Origin of the sequence: Microcoleus sp. S13_B4, from assembly GCF_036700885.1 — a bacterium.
In the GTDB taxonomy this organism is placed as follows: Bacteria; Cyanobacteriota; Cyanobacteriia; order Cyanobacteriales; family Microcoleaceae; genus Microcoleus.
On sequence record NZ_JAUBPU010000001.1, the window covers coordinates 313,871 to 337,015 of the forward strand.

General features: G+C 46.1%; 14 protein-coding genes and 1 tRNA gene. 7 read left to right on the forward strand and 8 right to left on the reverse strand.

The genetic code is table 11. The features are described 5' to 3' along the window. Positions 1-214 precede the first annotated feature (214 nt). The 4 genes from QT994_RS01295 to QT994_RS01310 form a co-directional block, all read right to left on the reverse strand. Positions 215-1,009 carry an ABC transporter permease gene (locus QT994_RS01295; RefSeq protein WP_445243854.1) on the reverse strand — a complete coding sequence of 265 codons (795 nt, stop codon included), beginning with the start codon at positions 1,007-1,009 and terminating at the stop codon, positions 215-217. Between the two features lie 647 nt (positions 1,010-1,656). Continuing rightward, positions 1,657-3,246 carry a glycoside hydrolase family 57 protein gene (locus QT994_RS01300; RefSeq protein ID WP_333046626.1) on the reverse strand — a complete coding sequence of 530 codons (1,590 nt, stop codon included), beginning with the start codon at positions 3,244-3,246 and terminating at the stop codon, positions 1,657-1,659. A 543-nt stretch (positions 3,247-3,789) separates the two neighbouring features. Continuing rightward, positions 3,790-6,999, reverse strand: coding sequence for an EAL domain-containing protein (locus QT994_RS01305; protein WP_333171081.1), 3,210 nt, complete (start codon positions 6,997-6,999; stop codon positions 3,790-3,792). A 379-nt stretch (positions 7,000-7,378) separates the two neighbouring features. After that, positions 7,379-10,651: a PAS domain S-box protein gene (locus QT994_RS01310; RefSeq protein ID WP_333171083.1), complete on the reverse strand. Its 3,273-nt coding sequence runs from the start codon at positions 10,649-10,651 to the stop codon at positions 7,379-7,381. Between the two features lie 542 nt (positions 10,652-11,193). On the opposite strand from QT994_RS01310, the gene gatB reads away from it, so the two are divergent. The 7 genes from gatB (at position 11,194) to QT994_RS01345 (ending at position 17,552) form a co-directional block, all read left to right on the forward strand. Next, a complete protein-coding gene (gene gatB, locus QT994_RS01315; protein WP_333171085.1) occupies positions 11,194-12,696 on the forward strand; it encodes an Asp-tRNA(Asn)/Glu-tRNA(Gln) amidotransferase subunit GatB in 1,503 nt (500 codons plus the stop codon). 363 nt (positions 12,697-13,059) lie between these two features. Then, a complete protein-coding gene (locus QT994_RS01320) occupies positions 13,060-14,226 on the forward strand; it encodes a pentapeptide repeat-containing protein (protein ID WP_333171087.1) in 1,167 nt (388 codons plus the stop codon). Positions 14,227-14,269: 43 nt separating this feature from the next. After that, entirely contained in the window at positions 14,270-14,845 is a 576-nt protein-coding gene (locus QT994_RS01325) for a Uma2 family endonuclease (protein ID WP_333171089.1), read from the forward strand. An 80-nt stretch (positions 14,846-14,925) separates the two neighbouring features. Then, entirely contained in the window at positions 14,926-15,564 is a 639-nt protein-coding gene (locus tag QT994_RS01330; protein WP_333171091.1) for a Uma2 family endonuclease, read from the forward strand. A 107-nt stretch (positions 15,565-15,671) separates the two neighbouring features. After that, positions 15,672-16,904: a pentapeptide repeat-containing protein gene (locus QT994_RS01335; RefSeq protein WP_333171093.1), complete on the forward strand. Its 1,233-nt coding sequence runs from the start codon at positions 15,672-15,674 to the stop codon at positions 16,902-16,904. Positions 16,905-17,079: 175 nt separating this feature from the next. Continuing rightward, complete coding sequence (locus tag QT994_RS01340; RefSeq protein WP_333046636.1) at positions 17,080-17,283, forward strand: hypothetical protein; 204 nt, start codon at positions 17,080-17,082, stop codon at positions 17,281-17,283. Continuing rightward, on the forward strand, positions 17,280-17,552 hold the full coding sequence (locus QT994_RS01345) for a type II toxin-antitoxin system RelE/ParE family toxin (RefSeq protein ID WP_333171095.1): 273 nt from the start codon (positions 17,280-17,282) through the stop codon (positions 17,550-17,552). The genes QT994_RS01340 and QT994_RS01345 overlap by 4 nt, the downstream gene beginning before the upstream one ends. A 133-nt stretch (positions 17,553-17,685) precedes the next feature. On the opposite strand, the gene dpdE is transcribed toward QT994_RS01345, so the two are convergent. From dpdE to QT994_RS01365, 4 genes are all read right to left on the reverse strand, one after another. Next, entirely contained in the window at positions 17,686-21,021 is a 3,336-nt protein-coding gene (gene dpdE, locus QT994_RS01350; protein ID WP_333171097.1) for a protein DpdE, read from the reverse strand. 195 nt (positions 21,022-21,216) lie between these two features. Next, positions 21,217-21,873, reverse strand: a complete 657-nt coding sequence (locus tag QT994_RS01355) for a glutathione S-transferase (protein ID WP_333171099.1) — start codon at positions 21,871-21,873, stop codon at positions 21,217-21,219. 123 nt (positions 21,874-21,996) lie between these two features. Next, the gene (gene trhO, locus QT994_RS01360; RefSeq protein ID WP_333171101.1) at positions 21,997-22,944 is read right to left on the reverse strand and encodes an oxygen-dependent tRNA uridine(34) hydroxylase TrhO; all 948 of its coding nucleotides are present in this window, start codon (positions 22,942-22,944) and stop codon (positions 21,997-21,999) included. Between the two features lie 54 nt (positions 22,945-22,998). Beyond that, a tRNA-Gly gene (locus tag QT994_RS01365) sits at positions 22,999-23,070 on the reverse strand. Positions 23,071-23,145 lie beyond the last annotated feature (75 nt).

A 23,145-nucleotide genomic window follows, 5' to 3' on the forward strand; every position in this document is an offset into this window, starting at 1 on the left:
TTCGTTTGCGTGGTTTATTTACTGTTGAGATTTGAACGAGATAAGGATATGTTTAAATTTTACATTTTTTTAAAGTATATAAGTAAATAGGAAAAAAATATTTTGTAGAGATTTGTAATAGCTGGTAAGGCAAGGAACTTTTGTAGAAGCGAGTTAATCGTTTCACGCACCCGCCCTCTCCCTACGCGATGTTTATGTGTACCTAGCTACTTAACTAGCTGGAAGCGCTGGTGTAAAAGCGGAGTGCAAATTGCCAGAAGTAGCGGGAAGCTAACAAAAGTCCGATCGCCAATATTCCCGCCCCTGCGATCCAAACGATTTCACCTCTCCCCAGCATGGCTTCTGCCGGCACAGTCGTCAAGAAGGCAACGGGAACTACGAAAGTGAAGAAAAATCGATAAGCTGCAGGATAAGCTGCCATTGGAAATCTACCCGCTTCTAACAATCCTTTGAGGACTTCGGTAACATTGTAAATTTTGACAAACCAAATGCTGGTGGCCCCTAACATAAACCATATACTGTAAAGAGTAATAGTTCCGAATAACAGCGGTATTGCTGTTAAAAAATAGTTGCCGATTGCTACTCCCAATTTGTTGGCAGCATACAGCAGCAATACGGTGCCGAAGATTAAATCTGGGATTCCCCAAGGCGAAACTGTGTTTGCAGATAGCCAGAATTGGGAACTGATGGGTTTGAGGAGTACGAAATCGAGAGTACCTTGCTGCACTCGATCGACAATGCGGCTGAGATTAGGTGCTAGAAACGTTGACGAAAACCCCTGCAAAATCGTGAAAATACCGAGTACAACTAAAGCCTCTTCCCATGAATAGCCTGAAAAGGTGTAGCCAGTACGATAGAACAAAAATAGCCCAAACAAGCTGCCCGCAAGATTTCCGAGGCTGCTGAGGGCCGCGAGGACAAAGTTGATTCGGTATTCTAGTTCCGCTGCGATCGCCGCACCCCAGAACAATTTCAGTACGTGCAAATATCGTTCCATGTTTATACCCATTTTTTGCCGTTGAAATACTTAGATTTCATCCTATTGTAAAGCTTTTGTGAAGTTAACTGCTGTACTGGCTGCTCTTTTCACTATAATTTTAAATTATTTAGACCCCTTAGTTAAGTTGTTTTTCTAACATAATTAACTTCTCTAACAACATTTTAAAAAAATTACAATTATTAATTTCAGTCCATCTTAAGCCATTATCTTTTGGCAATTATTCTTAATGATTGATATTTTGACACCAACAATCGCTTGATTGATTGGAAATACTAATAGGTTACAGGTCTTAATATTATAAACATTTGACAAATATAGCAATCCTAAAATTTATAACTCCTGCAAGGATTGCTATAGGATAACAGTTGAGGGTAAAAATATAAAATTAAGGCACCCGGATAGCGCGTATAAAACGAAAAAGTCTTGTTATTGTAAATTAGACAGCAACTTTCTAAGATATTCAATTCAATTACTAATTCACTATCTAAAATTTGTAGATGTTCCAATTCCGTATCAAAATCAAAGCAATCATTCTCTGCGTCCGCGATCGCATTATAAGTTTATCATACCTTGATTCAGCAACGCCTAATTTTAATTAACATCCTGTCCCTCCCTTAAGCAGGGCTGGGGGGACAGGATCAAAGGGGAAACGAGACTTAAAGCGATCGATAAACGCGATAGTTGATTTCAGGGAAAATATTATCAATCTCCTCAACCTTCTCCAACCAGCCGGAATCGACTTTGCCTTCTTTCACTTCATCGTACAGCTTGTGAAAGCGCATTAAGTGCGATCGAGTCCGTCGCACTGCATAGGGCACCATCGTTCCTGTACGCATGATAAATGCCCAGTCAGAAGATTGAGCTAGCAGCACTTCCCGCGCCGCCTGGTTCAAAGCGCGCCACTGCAACTCATCCGCAGGTTCCATGCTTCCCAACTCAATCATCCGTTCCGCTGCTTTGTGCAAGTGCGGGTAAATCCAAGCATTGGTATCGTTGAGCCAATACTCGTGGAAACCCCGGAAACCCCAGCTAGACTGAGAAGGACGGCAAACTTGCTGATTCGGATTTCCCCGCAAATAATCGGCTAAGTGCGTCATCTCGTAGGTATTTTGGTCGTACCAACTCTTGCGGAACAGGTAATCTAAGAACCAAGGCCCTTCGTACCACCAGTGACCGAAAAGTTCGGCGTCGTAAGGTGAAACAATAATCGGCGGACGCTGCATAATGCCGTTGAGGTGTTCGACTTGGCGTTCCCGGTTGAAAGCAAAGTTGCTGGCGTGTTCGGCTGCTTTTTCCCTTGCCCAGTAAGGATCGTACAACTGTTTATCGCCTAAACCCAATCCGCGACCGGTGATTTTGTGATATTTAATCCCGGTATTTTTCCGCTGGCCGTTGGGCATGATGTAGGGCTTAATGTAATCGTAGTCAGCTTCCCAGCCCAAATCTTTGTAGAATTCGCGGTATTCGGCCGCGCCTGGATAGCCGACTTCGGAAGACCAAACCTGCTGCGAGGATTCGTGATCCCGGCCGAAGGCTGCGACTCCGCATTCGGTGAAAATCGGGGCGTAGCTGCCGTAGCGGGGACGCGGGCGGGCGTAGAGGATGCCGTGACCGTCTGTGAGAAAGTAGCGGAGGCCTGCGTCGGCTAACATCCGCTCTAAGCCTTCATAGTAGGCGCATTCGGGTAGCCAAATGCCTTTTGGTCGGCGGCCGAAGTTTGCTTCGTAATTGTCGCAAGCTACTTGAATTTGTGCCCAAACTGCTTCGGGGTACATTTTCATCAGCGGTAAATAGCCGTGGGTGGCACCGCAGGTGATGATTTCGAGGTTGTTGGTGTCTTGGTGTTCTTTGAAGGCTTTTACTAAATCTCGATCGTACTTTTCCCAAAAGTTGCGGACTTGAGAGAAGTGGGCGGCGTAATGTTCTGCTAAATAGCGGAGGTGACCATTGCCGCTGTTGTGTTCGATTTCGAGATCCGCTAATTCTTCGAGTTTAGCCAAGTGGTCGTCGAAGCGGTCTTGCAGCAAGGGGTCGCGCAGCATGGCAACCAAGGGCGGCGTCATGCTCATGGTAATTTTAAAGTCTATGCCGTCGCGCTTGAGCCCTTCAAAAACTTGCAGCAGGGGAATGTATGTTTCCGCGATCGCCTCAAACAGCCATTCTTCTTCTAAAACGTAGTCGCTTTCGGGGTGGCGGACAAAAGGCAAGTGGGCGTGGAGAACGAGTGCGAGGTAGCCAATAGTCATAAAAAAATTCGGTAAGTGGGAAACGAGCGTGTCTTTAGACCTGAGAGGGAAACGGCTAGGCGGTTTCAACCGCCGTGAATCTTTCCATTACACGGGGATTGCTAGATGGGAGTGTACTTTTGTAATGTACTTTCAGTGGGACAATTACCACTTCCAACCTCGCAATCGGCGATCGCATAATGTTCGCTCCTTTATGAGCCTCTATGAGAGGGGTAATGTTAGCTTGCGCCTTCGTTAAGGGCCGGTACTATATCTAGGAAACTGATTTAACCCAATAAGTCTGTTTAATCCTAAATTTCGCTTGGCAAGGAACTAGCGAGAGCCTTCCCTGGTAGGCCTTTAACTCTTACCGTTAACGTAGTACGCAGGTACGCCTCTGGTCAACTCGGGTTTAAGTTTTAGGCCCGAAGCAAGCGTGTCTTGAGACCTGGGTCGTTGACAGTGATTTGGATGCCGTAGTTATTAACTGACGCCAGTTAGGCACAGCTTTAAAATATTTTAAGATTTTATGCTGAAACGGGACTCACAAAATGCCGTGTTTTTTTAATGGCCTTTCTCTAACAAACTAAATGTCAGCAAATTCTGATTTTCTGCTTGCTGTCGGATTAGGGTTGCTGCTGTTTGAGAGTCTACTGGCTTTGAGAAAAAGAATCCCTGGGCGTACTCACATTTTAACCCTTTGAGTATAGATAGTTGCGAGGCTTCTTCGACTCCTTCGGCTACTACATCCATGCCTAAATTGTGGGACAAAGTAACGATCGACCGCACAATTTCGGTCGGGTCAATGCCTCCTTTACTGAAATCGAACTCACCTCCCATCCTGCTAACAAAAGAGCGGTCTATTTTTAAGGTATTGGTGGGGAAGCGGTGCAGGTAGGAAAGCGATGAATAGCCGGTGCCGAAGTCGTCAATGCACAAATGTATGTTTCGGGTTCTGAGCTGCACTAGCATTGCTGTTACTGATTCAGAATTTTCTATGAGTACGCTTTCGGTAATTTCTAATTTTAAACTGCTGCCGTCGAGGTGAGTTTCTGCGAGAACTTGGTCGATGTATTCGATTAAATCTGGTTGAGAAAACTGTTTGACAGAAATGTTGACGCTAACGCTCAATGGGGGGTTGCTGGGAAATAGCTGCTGCCACTGGCGGATTTGGTGGCAAGCTGTGCGAAGTACCCAGCGGCCCAGGAGTACGATCAAGCCGGTTTCTTCGGCGATGGTGATGAATTCGCCGGGGGAAACTAAGCCGCGTTCGGGATGCTGCCAGCGCACTAGAGCCTCAAAACTGGTAATTGTGTTATTGGCGATCGACACGATCGGCTGGTAGTGAATAATAAACTGGGGCGCTGCGGATAAAGGAGGTAAGGTTGATGCGGGGGATGAGGGAAAGTCTTCTTCTCTGGCCGGCTCTCTAATTGATTCGATCGCCCGCCGCAGGTCGTTTTCTAGCTGCAATAGCCGCAAAGCGTGGGCGTGCATGGAACTGTTGAAAACTTCGTGTCGGGCTCTGCCGAGTTCTTTGGCGCGGTACATTGCTGTGTCGGCGTCGCGCAGCAGGGTTGTCGGTTCCAGGTATTCGCCAGAACTCAAAGCTATGCCGATGCTGGCGGTGATAAATACTTCGTGTCCGTCTAGAAGGATAGGGGAGGTGATTTTCTTTTGCAGGCGGTTGACAATGGTGGTAGCTTCATTGATGCCTTCGATGTCTTCTAACAACAGCACAAACTCGTCTCCTCCAAGGCGGGCCACTGTATCTCCAACCCTCAGACAAGCTTCCAGACGCCGCGCGATCGATACTAGCAATTGATCGCCGATGGCGTGGCCGAGGGAATCGTTGACTACTTTAAATCTATCTAAATCGAGAAACAGCACGGCAAACAAGTAGTCTTTGCGCCGTTTGGCCATCCTCAGAGCGTGTTCGAGCCGATCGGTAAATAGCGATCGGTTGGGCAATCCGGTGAGGGCGTCGTGAAAAGCATCGTGCAGCAGTTGTTCTTCGGCGAGTTTGCGCTGAGTGATGTCGTGACAGTTAATCACGATTCCCTCGACTGCGGGATCGTACAGCAAGTTGGTGGCTACAGCTTCTACATAACACCAGGAACCGTTGCGGTGGCGGACTCGGTACTCAACTGGGCACTGGCTTCTTTTGGGGTTTTCAATGGCTTTGTGGAGGGTTTCGGTGATCGTGGCGCAGTCGTCGGGGTGAATTATTTCTAAGGCGCTGCGGCCGATCGCCTGGTGGGGCGCGTATCCTAAAATTCGCTTGACGGAAGGGCTGATGTAGCGGAAGATTCCTTCGGCGTCGAGAATGATGGTGATGTCTGTGGCGTTTTCAATCAGCGAGCGAAATCGCTGTTCGCTTTGGCGCAGAGCTGATTCTGCTTGTTTGCGATCGCTGATGTCCAGGGCTACTCCGTCTATAATTACGTCGCCGTTTTCGTTTTTGGAAAATTTAGCGCTGTCTTGCACCCACTTGACCTCCCCAGATCTCAGAACGATGCGGTACTGGCGATCGCACGGCAAAAGACTCGCTCTCGATGCTGCTACCCTGCTGTCACACGAGCTTTTGTCCTCTGGATGGATGATTTCGGTCAAGAGTTCCGGGTGCGAAATCACTTCTTCGGCCCCGAACCCAGTAACTTCGCGCACGCCCGGACTGATGTAGGGCATGGACATTGTGCCATCTGGATGCAGCACAGTGCGGTAGACTGAGCCGGGAATGTTGGCTGCCATTGTGGCTAGCTGCTGCTGGATACCGCAGACTGCTGCTTCGGCGCGCTTGCGTTCTGCAAGTTCGGTTTGGGCTTGTTGGTAGAGTTCGGCTTGGTGGATCGCGATCGCGCACTGATCGGCTATGGCTTTGAGTAGCGACAGTTCTTCGACGCTCCAAGAGCGCGCCCGATCGCACTGATAGAGGCTAATTCCTCCCAAAAATGACTGCTGGTAGAGCAGTGGGGCGATCGCGACGGAGCGAAACCCTACCAACCCTGCTGATTCTTGCAGCGACGGGCACAGTATCGATAACTCGTCGATGATCAGGGTTTCCCCAGCCACGAGCCCGGAGCGGAAGTGTTCGGCCACTTTGCAATTTAGCCCGACGAACCGTTCTCTGCCGGATGCTTTGCTGATGTAGCGAATTCTGATGCCGCCTTCAGCATCTGGCTGCAAGATGGCGCAGGCGCTGATTTCGAGAGCTTCGTGCAGTTGATCTGCGGTGGTTTGCAGCACTTCGTCGAGTACAAGGGTGAAGCGCATGGCTTGGACGATGCGGTTGACGATCGCTTCTCGCTGAGCTTGCCGCTGAATTTGAGCGATGGCTTCTTCTTGCTGGCGCCGCATTTTGTATTCTTGGAGCGATCGTTCTAAGACTGTTGGCAACCTAAACAGCCGCCCTTTTAATACGTAATCAGTCATTCCGGCTTTGATGCACTCAACTGCCGCTTCTTCTCCCAAACTTCCGGTTATTAAAATCAATGGTATGTCGTGGCCCAATTCCTGCATTAATTTCAACACTTCTAAACCGTTGAAGCCGGGGAGGCGGTAATCTGAGAGTACAGCATCGTACTGGCAATTTTCGAGCATTTTTCTGCACTCTGTTGCTGTTTCGGCAGTGTCGTAATTAAATTTTACTCCCCCCGCTTCTAAGGCGAGCACTATTAATTCCATATCTTCGGCCATGTCTTCGATAATCAACAATTTTAATGTTGATTCCGCTACCATTTTTAGTAGATAGTTGGTCTGATTTATATCTAACATAAGGTATTGGGGAGGTTTTTAATTGGTTATTCGTGTTTTTGCTAGTAATTTTTTAGACGGAATTTGGTTCTTAATTTTATGTCGATATTTTTATTTATTTTTACCCAAATCAATTATATACTCTACTCACAAGACCTTTATTTAGCACGGGCCGTCGATGGCTGACCGAACCGATTGGGGATAATCCCAATTTTTAAAAGAGCGTTTTTTAGGAGTACGAACATCTTTCACAGCCCAGCCTAGATCTGTCGCTTCCATCCCTCACAGGTAACACTCCGGTCAAACCAAAATCCTCATGCTCTCACCGATTGTGACTTATTTAAGTGTATAAGAGTTTTAAATTCAAAATTTAAAACTCTTATACACTTAACTTACTAATCTAATCTATATTACCGTTTGAGATTGTTTGCCCTAGTTTAAAGTAAAAGGTGGCTCCTTGACTAGGTAGGCTTTCGGCCCAAACCGTGCCGCCGTGGCGGTGAATAATCCGCTGGACGATCGCCAAACCGATCCCCGTACCTTCAAATTCTCTCTGGGAGTGCAGCCTCTGAAAGGCTCCAAACAGGCGATCGGCATATTCCATCGGAAAACCCACCCCGTTATCCTTGACAAAAATCGTCCCATCAGGTAAACCCTCAATAACTATTGTAGCCGGAGTGCGTCCGCGGCTGAACTTGACGGAGTTGCTAATCAAGTTGCTGAACACCTGTTGCAGCAAGGTTGGATCTCCCATTATTGTCGGCAAATCTCCGACGGCAAATTCAACGCTGTGGGGAGTTTGGGCCGGATCTGCGACGCTTGGGGGTTTAGTCAATTTAATCGCATTTTGTACCAAACGGCTCAGATCAATCGGAATTTGCCTCAACTCGGTGCGACTCACCCGCGACAGGGCGAGCAAACCGTCAATCAACAGGCTCATTTTTTGGCTGCTGTCTTCAATTATTTCCATATAGTGAACTATTTTGCGATCGCTCAAAGCCTCAGTTAATTCTAGCCGCTGCTTCAACGCTTCTACGAAACCTGAAATGTGTCGCAAAGGTGCGCGCAAGTCGTGGGAAACTGAGTAAGAAAAAGATTCTAATTCTTGATTTGCAGCTTCTAATTGCTCTGTGCGTTCTGACAAAGCTTGTTTTGTCTCTACCAACTCAGTGATATCGCGAGAAGTGCCAATTAAAGCATAAACCTCGCCGTCGAGATTTCTCAGGGGGATTTTAAAAGTATCGTAGTAAATAGTGTCGCCAGATATCACAAATTTATCCTGCAAGTGCAGAGTTTCGCCTGTTTCAAATACCTGCCAATTTTCCCTGCCAAATTGTTCGGCTATTTCGGGGGAAAAACATTCAAAAATTGTTTTGCCCTGCATCTCTTTTTTGCTATTTAAGCCAGCAGTTTTGGCAACAGATTGGTTGACAAAAGACAGGCGCATCTTGTCCCGTTCTACCACATAAATGTAGTCCGGCAAAGCATCAAAAAAAGTCTCTAACTCTGCGGTACGCTGGGCGACTTGAGCTTCTAAAGTTTCGTTGAGTTCTTTGAGTTCAGCTTCTACTCGTTTGCGTTCGGTGATATCTTGACCAATACCGATACAACTGCCGTCGGAAAGGTGAACATTTGCCCAAGAAGTGTCGATAATTCGCCCCTCTCTAACTTTTGTTTTGAAATCGCTCCAGTTCTGAGTTGCTGCTTGGATTTCATCCAAAACGTATTGACGATATTCTGGCTGCGGATAAACTTCCGCCAAAATATCGCGGTCTTTGATTTCTGCCAAACTCCAGCCTAGCACTTGTTCCCAGTGGCGGTTTACCCAGTTTATTTGACCGTTTTGGTCGAAGAATGCGAGCATAATCGGCACGTTGTCGAAGATAGTTTGCAGCAGTTCTTTTTGCTGTTTTAATGATTCTTCGGCTTGTTTGCGATCGCTGATGTCGAGTACGGAACCGATAAATTGTAAAATTTGTCCGTCTGGGGTTCTTTTGAAGATGGTAGAGCGCTCGTGCACCCAGCGCCACTCCCCATTTTTGTGTTGGATTCTGTAGTCTCTCTCATCGGTTTCAGATGGATTTCGGCTGTGTTTTAACCGCTCCATACCTGTAATTAGCTTTAGCCTATCCTCGGGATGAACTAAGTTAGCTACAGCATCTATACCCAAATCTTGCCATTCTTTGGCAGTGTAGCCGAGTATGGCTGTGACAGATTGATTTGCATAAATATTTTGGTTTTGTACTGCATCGTAAATGTAGAGAAAGTTGGGTATTGTTGTAACAATGCTCTCTAAAAGTTGCTGATGTTTTTGCAGTTCCCATTCAGCCTGTTTCCGTTCGCTTAAGTCAAGCACAAAACTGACGCCTAACTGCTGCGTTCGTTCTAAAAATGTGCTGCCCAGCAGCACCGGAACGCGGCTCCCATCGGAGCGTATAAATTCTTTTTCAAAGGGAACAACCGTATTTCTCGCCCTCAGTTCGGCAACTTTTTCTATGTCTAAAGGCACGTATTCGGGCGGTGTCATTTCTTGCCAGTTAATTCTGCCTGAAAGCAGATCTTCCCGCGTATAGTTGACCGTGTTTAAAAAAGCCGCGTTGGCATCTATAATGGGGCCGTCAATGTCCCAAAAAATTAGGCCAATCATGCTAGAATCAACAATTGCTCTAAATTTAAATTCGCTTTGTCGCAACTGAAATTCGACTTGTTTTAGTTCTGTAATGTCGCGGGCGATGGATAAAACTGTTTCTACTGAATTGTCTTCAGCAAATTCGGGAATGACTCGACAGTGGTAATGTTTTATGCCCTCGGAAGTTGGAAATTCAAATTCTATGGTTTCTTGTTTGCCTGTGTCAAAAACTTTCAGAAAAGTCTCGTCCCACAGGTTGCACAAATGTGGTGGCATTCCTGATTCTCTGTTGCTCTTGCCAATCAATTCTGCGGGGGGTTTTCCGGTTGCTGATTCTACTGCGTGGTTGATGTAAAGGTGGCGGAATTCTCGATCAAACCTGGCGATGATATCGGTGGCATTTTCGGCTAGAGTGCTGAAAGCTTGTTCGCGTAGTTGCAGTGCTTCTTGAGTGCGGTGGCAATCGGTTAGGTCTCTGCCAAAAGAGAGAATTGAAACTACTTTTCCTGATTCGTCGATTAGTGCAGAATTGTACCATTCGCAGTAAATTACCGAGCCATCTTTGGTATAGTTGCGGTTGCGGGAAACGTGGCGCGGTTCTCTGCTGTGTAACAGTTCATTTGTGAGGGCGCACACTTGCTCGAAGTCTTCTTGATAAACTATTGACAATTGGTGCCAGTATTTGCCGATTACTTCTGCTGCACTCCAGCCAAATATTTGTTCTGCCATGGGCGACCACCGCACTACCCGAAATTCGCTGTCCCACTCTATAACTGCCATGGGCGAGTTTTTTAGGTGAAATTCCAGCCGCGAGTTGGTTTGTTTTATTTTAGTTTGAAGTTGCTGGCGAAGTTGCTTCGCCCCGGCCAAGCGATCGCTAATTTCCTGTGTGTTTGCTGAGCCGAGGTTAGCAATGTGAGCAATGGTTTCTGCCGTTTGTTTTTCGAGTTCGTTCCAAGCGAGTTCGAGGGCTAATTCCGCCTGCTCTAGCTCAGTGATGCTGTTCTGAAACAGTGTGGCATTTTCAACTGGAATTTCAGGCATAGTTTTGACACTGAGGCAAGTGTTACTTTTAGCATTCAAAATAAAAGCTTATAAATTAAAAATATGTAATTTCCTGTTAAATTATACATTTTTAATTTTTAGTTGGTGCGCGGAGCCGAACGTTGGAGGCGGGCGGCGTTATTAAAGACTGCCAGTCAAAGGATTTGGGGTGCAGATCGATCGGCAATTGTGGTGGATCGCTCTAAAACTCTCCTGGGTAAGGGAAGGGTGCGGGCAGGAGCAGGCGCTCAGTATATTTTTGCACAGAGTTGTTGTTTGGGGGCGATCGAAAGGAGATCGGCGTGGCTGGGGGCTTGGGTCGATCGCCCATCTGTAGCAGGGCATTGCGTATGGAGAACCCCATTTGTCTCAACTAAACACGCTTTCTCAAAGTCCGGCAGGGGTTTAAACCTGCCGAACTAAGGGTTTGACGCGCTTGTTGACACCAATGAAACTGCCGCTACCTACAAATAATCTCCACTCACTTTGGTCAATAAAAAGCTAAAATAAAATCTAAACTTATTCAGTCTTTAAAATTGCTTATGACTGCTGCTGCACCCTCTTCGATAAAAAACCAAACTCAGTACGAAGCCATTATCGGTCTCGAAACTCATTGTCAATTGAGTACGAATACTAAAATTTTCTCCAGTTCTTCTACAGAATTTGGCAATGCCCCAAATACTAATATTGACCCAATTTGTATGGGAATGCCTGGAGTATTGCCAGTATTAAATCAAAAAGTGCTGGAGTATGCGGTGAAAGCAGGGCTGGCTCTCAACTGCGAAATCGCACCTTACAGTAAGTTTGACCGTAAGCAATATTTCTATCCCGATTTGCCGAAAAATTATCAAATTTCTCAGTTCGATTTGCCGATCGCTACTAACGGTTGGCTAGAAATTGAACTGGTGGATGAGACGGGAAATTCTACTAGAAAAAAAATCGGGATCACTCGCTTGCACATGGAGGAAGATGCCGGAAAATTGGTTCACGGCGGCAGCGATCGGCTGAGCGGTTCAACTTATTCAATGGTCGATTACAACCGCGCAGGTGTGCCTCTAATCGAAATTGTTTCGGAACCGGATTTGCGATCGGGCGCGGAAGCTGCCGAATACGGTCAAGAATTGCGCCGGATCGTGCGCTACATCGGTGTTGGCGACGGGAATATGCAGGAAGGTTCGCTCCGGTGCGACGTGAATATTTCGGTGCGCCCCGTTGGCAGAGAAGAGTTCGGCACGAAGGTGGAAATTAAAAATATGAACTCTTTTAATGCGATCGAACGGGCGATCGATTATGAGATCGAGCGGCAAATTCAAGCGGTGGAAAATGGCGAAACCATCATCCAAGAAACCCGGCTGTGGGATGAAAACAAGCAGTGTACTTTCAGTATGCGGGTTAAGGAAGGTGCAAGCGATTATCGATATTTCCCGGAACCGGATTTGCCTCCGATCAAAGTTTCGGCCGAGCAATTGCAGGATTGGCAAGCTCAACTGCCGGAATTGCCAGCGCAAAAGCGCAATCGCTACGAAACTGATCTCGGTCTTTCTCCCTACGACGCGCGGGTGCTGACTGACGACAAAGCGGTGGCGGAGTATTTTGAAAAATCGATCGCTGCTGGTGCTGTGGCTAAACAAGCTGCGAATTGGGTGATGGGCGATATTACTGCTTATCTGAAAAATGAAAAACTGGCGATCGCGGAAATTCCTTTCCAACCCCAGGATTTAGCCGAACTGCTGGGGCTAATTGAGGCCGGTACGATCAGTGGCAAAATCGCTAAGGATATTTTGCCGGAGTTGCTGGCAAACGGTGGTTCGCCTCAGAAGTTCGTTGAGAGCAAGGGTTTGATTCAAATTTCCGATACTGGGGCGATCGAGCGAGCGATCGATGCGGTGTTGGCAGCCAATCCCAAGGAGCTCGAACAGTACCGAGCCGGTAAAACTAAGCTGCTGGGCTTTTTTGTCGGCAAGGTGATGAAGGAAACGGGCGGCCGAGCCGATCCCAAATTGACCAATGAGCTGCTGGCGACGAAGCTTAACGGCCCAGGCTAAGCAATCGTTAAGGGGGTCGTGTAGCGGATACAACGGCGGGCGATCGGTTTTTCCCGAGCTCGCCCTTCTCGCTGGCTCGTAACTTTATAATTAATCTACATTTCTTTACAACATCTTCACGTTTGGGGGTGACACCCCTCATCCCGAGCGTGTTATATTGCGTTATGTAGATGCACCCTGATGGCAGAGAGAGTTACTTAGGTAGCTCTCTCTTTTTTTTGTCTTTTTTTTTGCACGGACGTGAAAATACGGATGGGGGAGAGGGGGATTGGCGATACCGATTCCCGATTACTGATTAGCGATTAGCAATTACCGCTTTGAGTCGATTAATATCAGCTTTAGTTATTAACTAATTTTGACATTATGAGCGAACAAGCTAGCGAGCTAATCAAGCAGGGGATTTCGCAATATCAGGCACGCCAATTTGAGGCAGCGCTGGGTTCTTGGCAGGAAGCGCTGGCGCTGTATCGCTCAATGGACGATAAGCGGCGAGCGGGTGCGGCGCTGGGTAATATGGGCGTAGCTTACGAAGCGCTGGGAAATTATGCTCAGGCGATCGACTGCTACCAGCAGCATTTGGTGTTAGCGCGGGAAATTGGCGATCGCCGGGGTGAGGCAAATGCTTTGGGAAATCTGGGCAATGCTTGTTGTGCTCTGGAGGATTTTTCTGGTGCTATTGATTACCAGCAGCAGCGTTTGGCGATCGCGCGGGACACTGGCGACGGGCGCTCTGAATTGGAAACTTTGGGCAATTTGGCGCTAGCTTACGATGCTAAGGGAGATTTGCCTGGTGCGATCGAATGCTATCACGAGCAGTTGTCGATCGCGCGCGCGAGCAAGGACGATCGCATTGAGCGCAATGCTCTCAAGAATTTGAAGCTTGCTTACAAGTATTTAGCCGATTACGAGAAGGCTAACCAGTACCGACAGCAGCAATTGGCGATCGTCCGGCAACTGTTTTTAACTGATAAAAATAAGAGTTTTCTACAACTTACAGAAACAGTGGGTTTGAATCTAGTTGAGGATTTTGCTGGGGCTAACTTAAGCGGTTTTGACTTGCACTACACTGATTTTAACGGTGCGGATTTGCGCGAAACCAACCTCCGAGGCGCAGATTTGACTTTGGCCGATCTCAGCGGTGCTTTGCTGAGCGCTGCTATTTTAATTGATGCTAATTTGTGCAATGCTAATTTGCGGGATGCTGAACTCAGCAGCGCCAATTTAAGCGGTGCAGATTTGCGGACAAAGCTGCCCCGGGCTAATTTGAGCGGTGCAAATTTAACCGGCGCCAATTTGAGCAGTGCTTATTTACCGAATGCTATTTTAGTAAATGCAAATTTGACAAATACTGATTTTAAGAATGCTGATTTGAGCGGTGTTAATTTGAGTGGTGCGAATTTAAATGGTGCTGATTTGAGCCGCGCTGATTTGACAAATACGGTGGTTGACAATGCGAAGTTTTTTTGTTGTCTGGGAATTTCGGAAGCCCTGAAGGTTGAATTGATGGCACGGGGCGGGATTTTTGAGTAAAATTAATTGGAAAGGTTGGTAATTGTAGAGGGTAAGAAAAGCTATGACTGCCGTAACTGCAAAACGATTCTCGATCGCCGAATATCACCGTTTGGGAGAACTGGGATTTTTCGCCCCCGATGACCGAGTTGAATTGATTCGCGGAGAAATTATCCTCAAGGCTACTAAAAGTACGTTTCACTCTGTTTGTAATTCGCTACTGTTAGGAGAATTGTACCCGCTGCTGCGAAAAAGAGCGATCGTGCGCGGTCAAGAGCCAATTATTTTGTCTGATGATAGCGAACCAGAGCCTGATGTTGTTATTGCCCGCAATCGAGCCGATCGTTATTTATCTTCTCACCCGCAGCCTGCTGATATTTTGTTGGTAATTGAGGTATCGGATTCTACGTTGAAGTACGATCGCACAACCAAGCTGTCTCTCTATGCTGAGACTGGGATTTCTAATTATTGGATATTTAATTTGGTTGATAATGAACTGGAAATGCACAGCGAACCTTATCAGAAACAAAACGGAAGTTATATTTATCAATTGCAACGAGTTGTTTTGCCAAATCAGACGGTGGTAATTCCGGGTTTTCCCGAGTTGTCTCTGGATTTGTCTTTGGTATTTCCCGCCTAGGCTTCCTTCGATGATATAATACAAAAGTGCGATGGCTACGCCCCGGCTTGCGCCTACGAACTCTTCACCAAAGTAGCACTATGACCGCTCAAACTCTCGCTCCACCAGAACAAATTGTCCAGCTATCGGGTATCAGTTGGCAAACCTACGAAACTTTGCTTGCCGAAATCGGCGCTCGGCAAATTCGACTGAGATATAATCGCGGCAATCTTGAAATTAGGCTACCTTCTCCACAACACGAACGCTTCAAAATAATAATGGGTCGATTTGTTCAAACCTTAGCTGAAGAATTAAATGTGAGAATTGAGCCTCTTGGTTCCACAACTTTCAAACGTCCTGAACTTAGCGGTGCAGAACCAGATAAATGTTTTTACATTCAGAATATTAGTGCAGTTAAAGGAAAAAAAAGAATCGACCTGACTCAAGATCCGCCGCCGGATTTAGTGGTGGAAATTGATATTACCAGCCGTTCGGAAAATAGCTTGCAGGTTTATGCGGATCTGGGAGTGCCGGAAGTTTGGATTTATAATGGACTGCGACTCGGAATCAACAGATTAGAAAATGGAGAATACGTTGAGGGCGAGATCAGCTTAGCCTTTCCCAGCTTACCGATATTAGAGATTGTTAGATTTTTGGAACAAGCAGAAACAATGGACTATTTGGAATTAGTGAAAGCATTTCGGAATTGGGTAAAAAGCCAAATTCAGCAAAATCAATGACTGGCGGATCAAATTAAACAAAATTTACAATTTTACCCACCCAAAAAAGCTGTATTGTGATAAAATAGAGATGATAAACTAATTTAAATATCAATTACCGGCTGGTAGTGCCAGCAATTCTACCCGATATGCGATCGCTAGAGTCTCACAACAAATACCCAGATTGCTTGTGGATGCAATTAGAAGCAATTCCAGTTCCATCGGTTGCACCCCAAACCCAGCAGCTCGACATTCACTTGAGTCTGAATTTTAACGAGCATTGGGAACCCCTGCTCGGCGGTCGCGTCAAATTTGGTCTGCAAGGCGGGACGCTCAAACTCTATCTAGAAAACTGCGAAATACCCGTAGCATCGCGTCAGTTAGTCGGTTCTTTCCAGCTTTTGCCAATAGAAGAAAGCCTGCCCATTCAAAACAGTGCAAAAGTTTTAGTGAGCGAAAGTCAGCGCGGAGTTCAGGGCGGCGAGAATACGGAAAAAATCAAGGAAACAGAGAGCATATTTTGTCACGTTTCCACAATCAGCGATGATACAACCCCAGCTTGGATTTTTGCAGTAGAACAAGGCAAATCAGTATTAAAAGGTTTGCTAAAAAGTGTTAAGCTGGGAGAATTAGCTGCCAAAGAATTTCGGATAGCAGCGGCTTTTGAAGTTTCTAAAGAAGATATTAATCTCACAGATGCTGAGGGTTTGTGGCCGCACGAAATCACGCCAAATCAACATTCGGTTTTAGAAAGAATCCTGACTATATACCTGCAAACACATAAACTCCAACCTGCTCTCAGTTGGGCGCTATTGTCCTACAATTTACCTCCCGTTGAACCGCGCGAAGTGGAAATTGTCCCGGAAGCTGAATCGGAATTGCAGGAAATGGTCGATCGCATTATTTCCGCTGAAACCGACAACTTTGTGGAGTTGGCAAAAATCGCCAATCTCAATCCCGCACTAGATTTCGCGGGTAGCACCTTGCGCGGAACGACTTTAAGTGCAGTGGATTTTAGCAGCGCAAATCTCGATCGGGTAAATTTCCGGGGTGCAACCTTAAACGATGCCGATTTCAGCGACGCCAGCCTGCAAAACGCCAAATTCGGCGGGGCAGATTTGAGCGGCGCTTTCTTAGGAAATGCCGATTTAAGCGGTGCAGATTTGCACAAAGCAAGTCTAGCTTTAGCTAACCTCAGCGGTGCCAATTTGAGCGGCGCAAATCTGCTGGAAGTGAACTTAACAAATACTAATTTCAGCGGTGCGAATGTCGAGTCAGCGAGGTTTGGGAACAATTCAGGAATGGATGAGGAGATGCAGGTGAATTTACAGCAGCGAGGCGCAATTTTTGAGGAGGTTTAGTCCGTAAGTGCGAGTTCCGTTTCATCCATCCGCCTCCATTGTGGCACGGGCGTCACGCCTGTGCGATGGATTCGGTTCAAATAAATCCCGCTCGACCATCATCAAACCTTGTAAAAAAAATCGCTGTTAAAATAGAACCATCCTTCCCTCCCAACTCATCTCAACAAAAAAGTATATGAAGATAGAAGATTATCCGCTTGCCAAAGAATTGATCTTCGATGCCGAAGGCAACATTAGTCAAGTCATTCTAGATTATACCGACTATCAGTATTTCCTAGAAGCTATCGAAGATAGAGGACTTCTGTTGGCTATGGGCGAAGTAAAAAATGAAAAGCCGTTAAATTTACGGCAAGCACTTGCAGAACTGGAAACAGAATGAAAGTAGAATATCTGCCCAGTTTTGTGAAGGATTTAAAAGCTCTTAAAAGTACGCCTGTTTTTCAGCAAATCAAGGAATTTGCTTTTGGCGAAATTCCCAATATTAATGATTTACAGACAATAGTTAACTTAAAAAAATTGAAAGGCGATGATAATGCGTATCGGTTTCGGGTTGGCGACTATCGAATAGGTTTTTATTTTGATGGCGAAACAGTTACTTTTCCAAGAGTTCTTCACCGGAAAGATATTTATCGCTACTTTCCACCCTAAAGCTGTTTTCACTCTTATAGTTAGATTCAATAAAAAGCGATCGCCCTTTTATCCATAACCGTCCATCGTGGCACGGGCGTCTCGCCTGTGCTTCCGAATCGGGTCAAAAAGAGCGATCGCCCTCCCAAACAAATTATCCTTCATCCTCCGACTTTACAGGAGGACGCCCAGAAATCACAATGAATCCCACAGACTCAAGAGTCATGTGCGGGCGGCGAATTCCCGCTAAAACCGCTTCACTCAACATACTTTCTGTACTGATTTCATCCGCTAAAACCGATGCTAAAGCTTGTTCCGATTTAGAAAGTCGATTCAAGCGCAACTGCAATTGATTCACCCGGTTTTCGAGTTGGATTGCTGCACTGACAGCAGATCGATCGCACATTTCCACAAAAGCCGATCGCCCGCGCAGCAATTCCTCGGATATCACCCGCCCCTTTTGACAAAAATCATCCCATTCTAGGGGATCGACAAAACTGTCAATCAGCGAAGTGCGATTTTTCGACAAATTGTAATCCCGATTCGGCCCGCCTTTCCCCTTATAAGCCCGCTGCAAAATTGCCAGAAGTTCCGCATCTTCCACCAGTGACATTTCTTCGCTGCGAGCATCTACAAACACAGTTTCAAAAGTTGGCAGAAACAGAGCATCAGCGCGTCGCTGCAAAGCTTTCAAATTGTAATTTTCGATGTTTTGTGCCTGCAAAACTTTGTCAGCAGGCTGCACATCAGTCTGGATTGAATAATTAAACTGAAAGCCGAACCACTCCATCCCTTCCCCAGCATCCCAACTTTCATCATGCCGCCACATGGCAAAAGCTTGACCGCGATCGTCCCAGCGAATATAAGAGCCAAGTGCATCTATCAATCCCTCACCAATTCGGTAAAGAGCTACATCCGCATTCTGATAAGCAATGCGGCGATTGTAACTGCCATATTGCTGACAATAAGGAACCAATCTGGTCATCAAATCGTTCGAGGGAATTAACGTTTTTTGAGTAGGTTTATAGCGCATCAACCCCGAGATACTCGGATGTTCGATTTGTTTGAAGTGAAGAGCTTGACACAACCAACCTTCAGTAGCCCGCTGCATTTCTTTATGCTTAGCATCGCAGTTGTCGAGAGATTCAAAATACTGAGATGCGCTGTCCTCAAGAGTATCAATTTCATCGAGAACGTACTGTTCGTCTATTTTGATTTTCTCTTGTTCCATTTCAGTTTTTATCGCTTCAATTTCGCTGGATAAGCCCTTGCCTCCCTCAGCAAACAACTTTTCTTCAAGTTTAACAACTTTTTCCTCAGCATAAAACTGAAGGCTGGCAATAGATTTGTTGAAGATATCAAACCCATCTTTTAAAACTTGAAACCAAGCTTCGTGGGGACTCTCTGCCAAATCCGGGCCTGCAAACAAACAAAATTGGACTCCCATTTTGCTACCAATGCGATCGACTCTGCCGAGTCTTTGTTCTAACTGGTTGGGAAACCACGGCAAATCGAAGTGAATTAACCAATCTGTCAATTGCAGATTTACCCCTACTTCCGCCGATCGATCGCACACTAAGATAAAACAATGCGGCTCAGTCTTAAATCGGTTGAGACTAGCCTCAACATCATCAGCAGATTTTCCTGTTTCATGACTAGCGATCGCCTTTTTACCAAAGATTTTAGCTAAATTTTCCGCAATTTCTTTACAAGTTGCTGTAAAACTGGTAAAAATCACAATTTTCGGGAAACGCTCGCCTGGAATCGGCCGTTTAATTTGCTGTTGAATTCTCGACAGCAAATCGCGAGGATTGCTGTGATACTCGCGCGGAACCTTCAAAGCCACTGCCAGAAATCGCAGAATGGCAATTCGTAACAAACTCAGTCGATCGAGTCCTTCCTGGGGCTTTTCCAGGGTGTTGAGCAAGGTTTCCAGCATTTCCCTTTCTTCGGGAAACAGCTCCGTTTTGGTCAAAATTGCCGTGTCATTTTGTCCAAATTCGCGATCGAGTTCTGGAGTCGATTTTTTCTGCAAACGAGCTTTGACAACCCGTTCTAAAACATTCAGCCAAGTACCAGAAGCGCGGAAAAACAGCAGAAAAATTCTCTGATATTCGCTCGACTTGGGAGCGGCTGTGCGCCATTTATCGAGTATGGTTTGTATTTCCGACCACTGTTCATCATTCAGATCGTACTCAGTTTTGGGTACAGCATCTCGATCGAAAATCACATCTTCCACCGCATCGCGGCGGTTGCGAAGGATGCGACGATGCAAGCGGTAGGTATCGCTAACGTGAGTGCGAATAGTTCGGACAAGCCGAGCCTGTTCTGCGGTTTCTTCAGTTTTCAAACAACTTTCTAACTCTGTTGCTAATCCGATTAAATAATCATCTTTGGCAAAAAGAGTGCGGAGTTGAGCGAGTTTTGTTTGCAAAACACCAGGCTCGGCATTTTCTCGGAAATCTAGCAAACCGCGACCGATTTCTTGACGGTTTTGAACCTGTTCTTTGAAGCTTTCCAGGTCATCAAGACGGTAAGTTGTGGGATCTAGCAAGTGCAGCATCGTTAGAAAATCTTGCTCGCGGCCGAGAACTGGCGTTGCAGATAATAACAATACATTTTTGCTTTTTTGAGCTAGTTTCTGACAGAGTTCAAAGGACTGCTGCTGAGCGCGATCGCTCGAATTGGCCATGGCCGCCACATCATGCGCTTCATCCACAATCAGAAAATCCAGGTTGGCATTGCGGCTAATTTGATTGATTTCGCTAACAGAAACAAGCTGCACTCTGTCAGCAAAATGAGACAAATAGAATTTATTTTCTAACTCTTGGCGCCACTGTTCGAGCAGGTATTTGGGAACCAGCACCACAGCACGTCCGTTGGGTTCATCGAGTAGAAATTGGCGGAGAATTGTCCCGGCTTCGACTGTTTTTCCCAGTCCTGGTTCGTCTGCCAATAAATAGCGCACGATTGGGTCTTCTAGGACGCGCCGGACGACTTCAACTTGGTGCGGATAGAGGTCTATGTTAGCAGAAATTAAACCCGTCATGCCGCGGCTGACGGCCCGCTGTTCGATCGCAGATTGAACAAATGCCAATCGGCGATCATGAAAATACGGCGTTTCTTGACCTTTGACTGCTAAAATGTCGATCGGATCGGCGATCGGGATATTGCAGCGAACGTAAAGTTCGCTTTCGACAGCTTGCAAACTTTGGCTGTCGGGGAGGTCAATTTCGTACTCTAATTTATCTTCATCCCAGTCATAAACTCGGCCGATTATCCATCTTTCCTGAGTTTTACTCCAGAGGTAGCAGCGGGTTTGGCGCTGAAGTCTAGCTTCTTGCAGTAGACTTAAGGGCATGGTTTTGCGGATGCGGTTTTTAACTGAGGAAAAATATTCAACTACGGCATCTGTACGCGATACCTCGACAACTTTTCCGACTCCCAAATCGTTTCGGGGCGATCGCACTAACGAACCAACATCAATCATAATTACAACCTGACAATACTTACTAGATTACAGTAACGCCTGAGCGACTAGAATAACATTGCATCTTAGACTTCTTACATAAATCTTTGATTGATACGTCAACCGCAGATCTCAGGCAGATTAACACAGATAAACGCAGATAATTTTAAGAAGTGAGAGCGAATGAAAGCAATCTTGTCTCTTGATTGCGGACAATTACGATCGCCCAAAAACAACGCCTGCATTCCCCGATTCCCATTTCGCGTATTTCTGCATAACACTAGCGTAAATTTCTGAGTCTGTAAACCCTGCTAACCAAGCTTGTAGCTGTCGCCAAGGCTGTTCGTTGAACCAAGCTGGATCTGTATGAGCGAATTGACGAACAAAAGGTGCGATCGCCATATCAGCCAATGCTACATTGTTACCAAATAAATATTTAGTAGCGCTTAACTGTGAGTTGAGTTTTTCCAGGAACAAAGAACCCTCATAACGATGTACTTGGGCATCAACACCGGGATAACGATCGGGGTACTTATAACGGTCAAGATGATATTTAAACTTATCATCAAATAGAGCGATTAGTTCCAGCATTTCTGTAACAGAACCTTGCTGTGGCATCAACCATTTTTCAGGATCATGCTGTCTCAATGCCCACAACATGATATCGATACTTTGATCCAGTACGCGCCCGTCAACATCAATTAATATTGGTACTGTACCTTTGGCAGATACTTCCAACATCTCTTGTGGTTTGTCTCGCAAAACAACTTCCCGTAACTCACACACCCGATTGCTAACCATTAAGGCCAAGCGCGCGCGCATAGCATAGGGACAGCGGCGAAAGGAATACAAAATCGGGTATGTTACTGACATATAATTAGTCGATCGCGCGATCGGGTTTTTCGGGTCAGAAACCCCGTTCCTTCGTAGATTCCTTGTCGCTAAACAAGATTTTTCGTAGAAACGGGGTTTCTTTAAGCTTAGTGACTAATAATATTAGTCGATCGCACCATCTACTTTTTCCTTCGCATCGTAGCGCGCGCCTATATGTACTTGGTTGCGACGCTTAGCAAGCTCAATCTGACGTTGACGTTCAGATAAGGCTTGTTTTTTGGTTTCAGTTTTGGAGTCATGACAATGAGGACAACTCACACCCAGTACAAATAATTCAGAAGCCTTATCTTCCTGACTAATCGGGTGACGACAACCGCGACAAAGTTCATAGTTTCCAGGCTTTAACCCCTGACCAACAGAAACCCGTTCATCAAACACAAAACATTCACCTTCCCAACGACTTTCTGCTTCCGGCACCGTTTCCAAATATTTTAAAATTCCGCCTTCGAGATGATAGACTTCCTCAAAACCTTGAGTACGCAAAAAAGCAGTAGATTTCTCGCAGCGAATACCACCCGTGCAAAACATTGCCACCTTGGGTTTATTGCGTAAAGCAGTTTCCCGCAGCGCCCATTCAGGTAACTCAGAAAAGCTTTTTGTTTTTGGATTAATAGCACCTTCAAAAGTACCCATAGATACCTCGAAGTCGTTACGCACATCAACCACGACAACATCGGGATCGTCAAGCAGCTTATTCCACTCCTCCGGTTTAACATATTTGCCAGCCATGAGGCGGGGATTAATGTCCGGTACTCCCATCGTGACGATTTCGCGCTTCAAGCGTATTTTCAGGCGGTAAAAAGGTGCTTTTTCCGATAAAGATTCCTTGTGCACGAGATCTGCAAAACGCGGGTCACTACGCAAGAATGCCAGCACTGCGTGTACGCCCTCGGACGGGCCGGCAATCGTGCCATTGATGCCTTCTTGGGCCAGCAAGATAGTGCCCTTGACGTTGTTGTTGTTGCAACAATCGAGTAGCGGTGCTTTCAGCTCAGCAAAATCCGGTAGTTCAACGAACTTATATAAAGCAGCGGTTAAGAAAGAAGCCATAGATTGAATTTATAGCACTAATTAATTTTCATAATTATATGAAAATTCAGTCAAAGCGGACGGTGGGACTCGAACCCACGACGTTCAGCATGGGAAGCTGACATTCTACCACTGAATTACGCCCGCGCTTAGGGTTTTTTACTTGCTTTGACCTTCTTTCACTGTGGAGGCCGATCGGTAAAAAACGACTAGAAAAACATT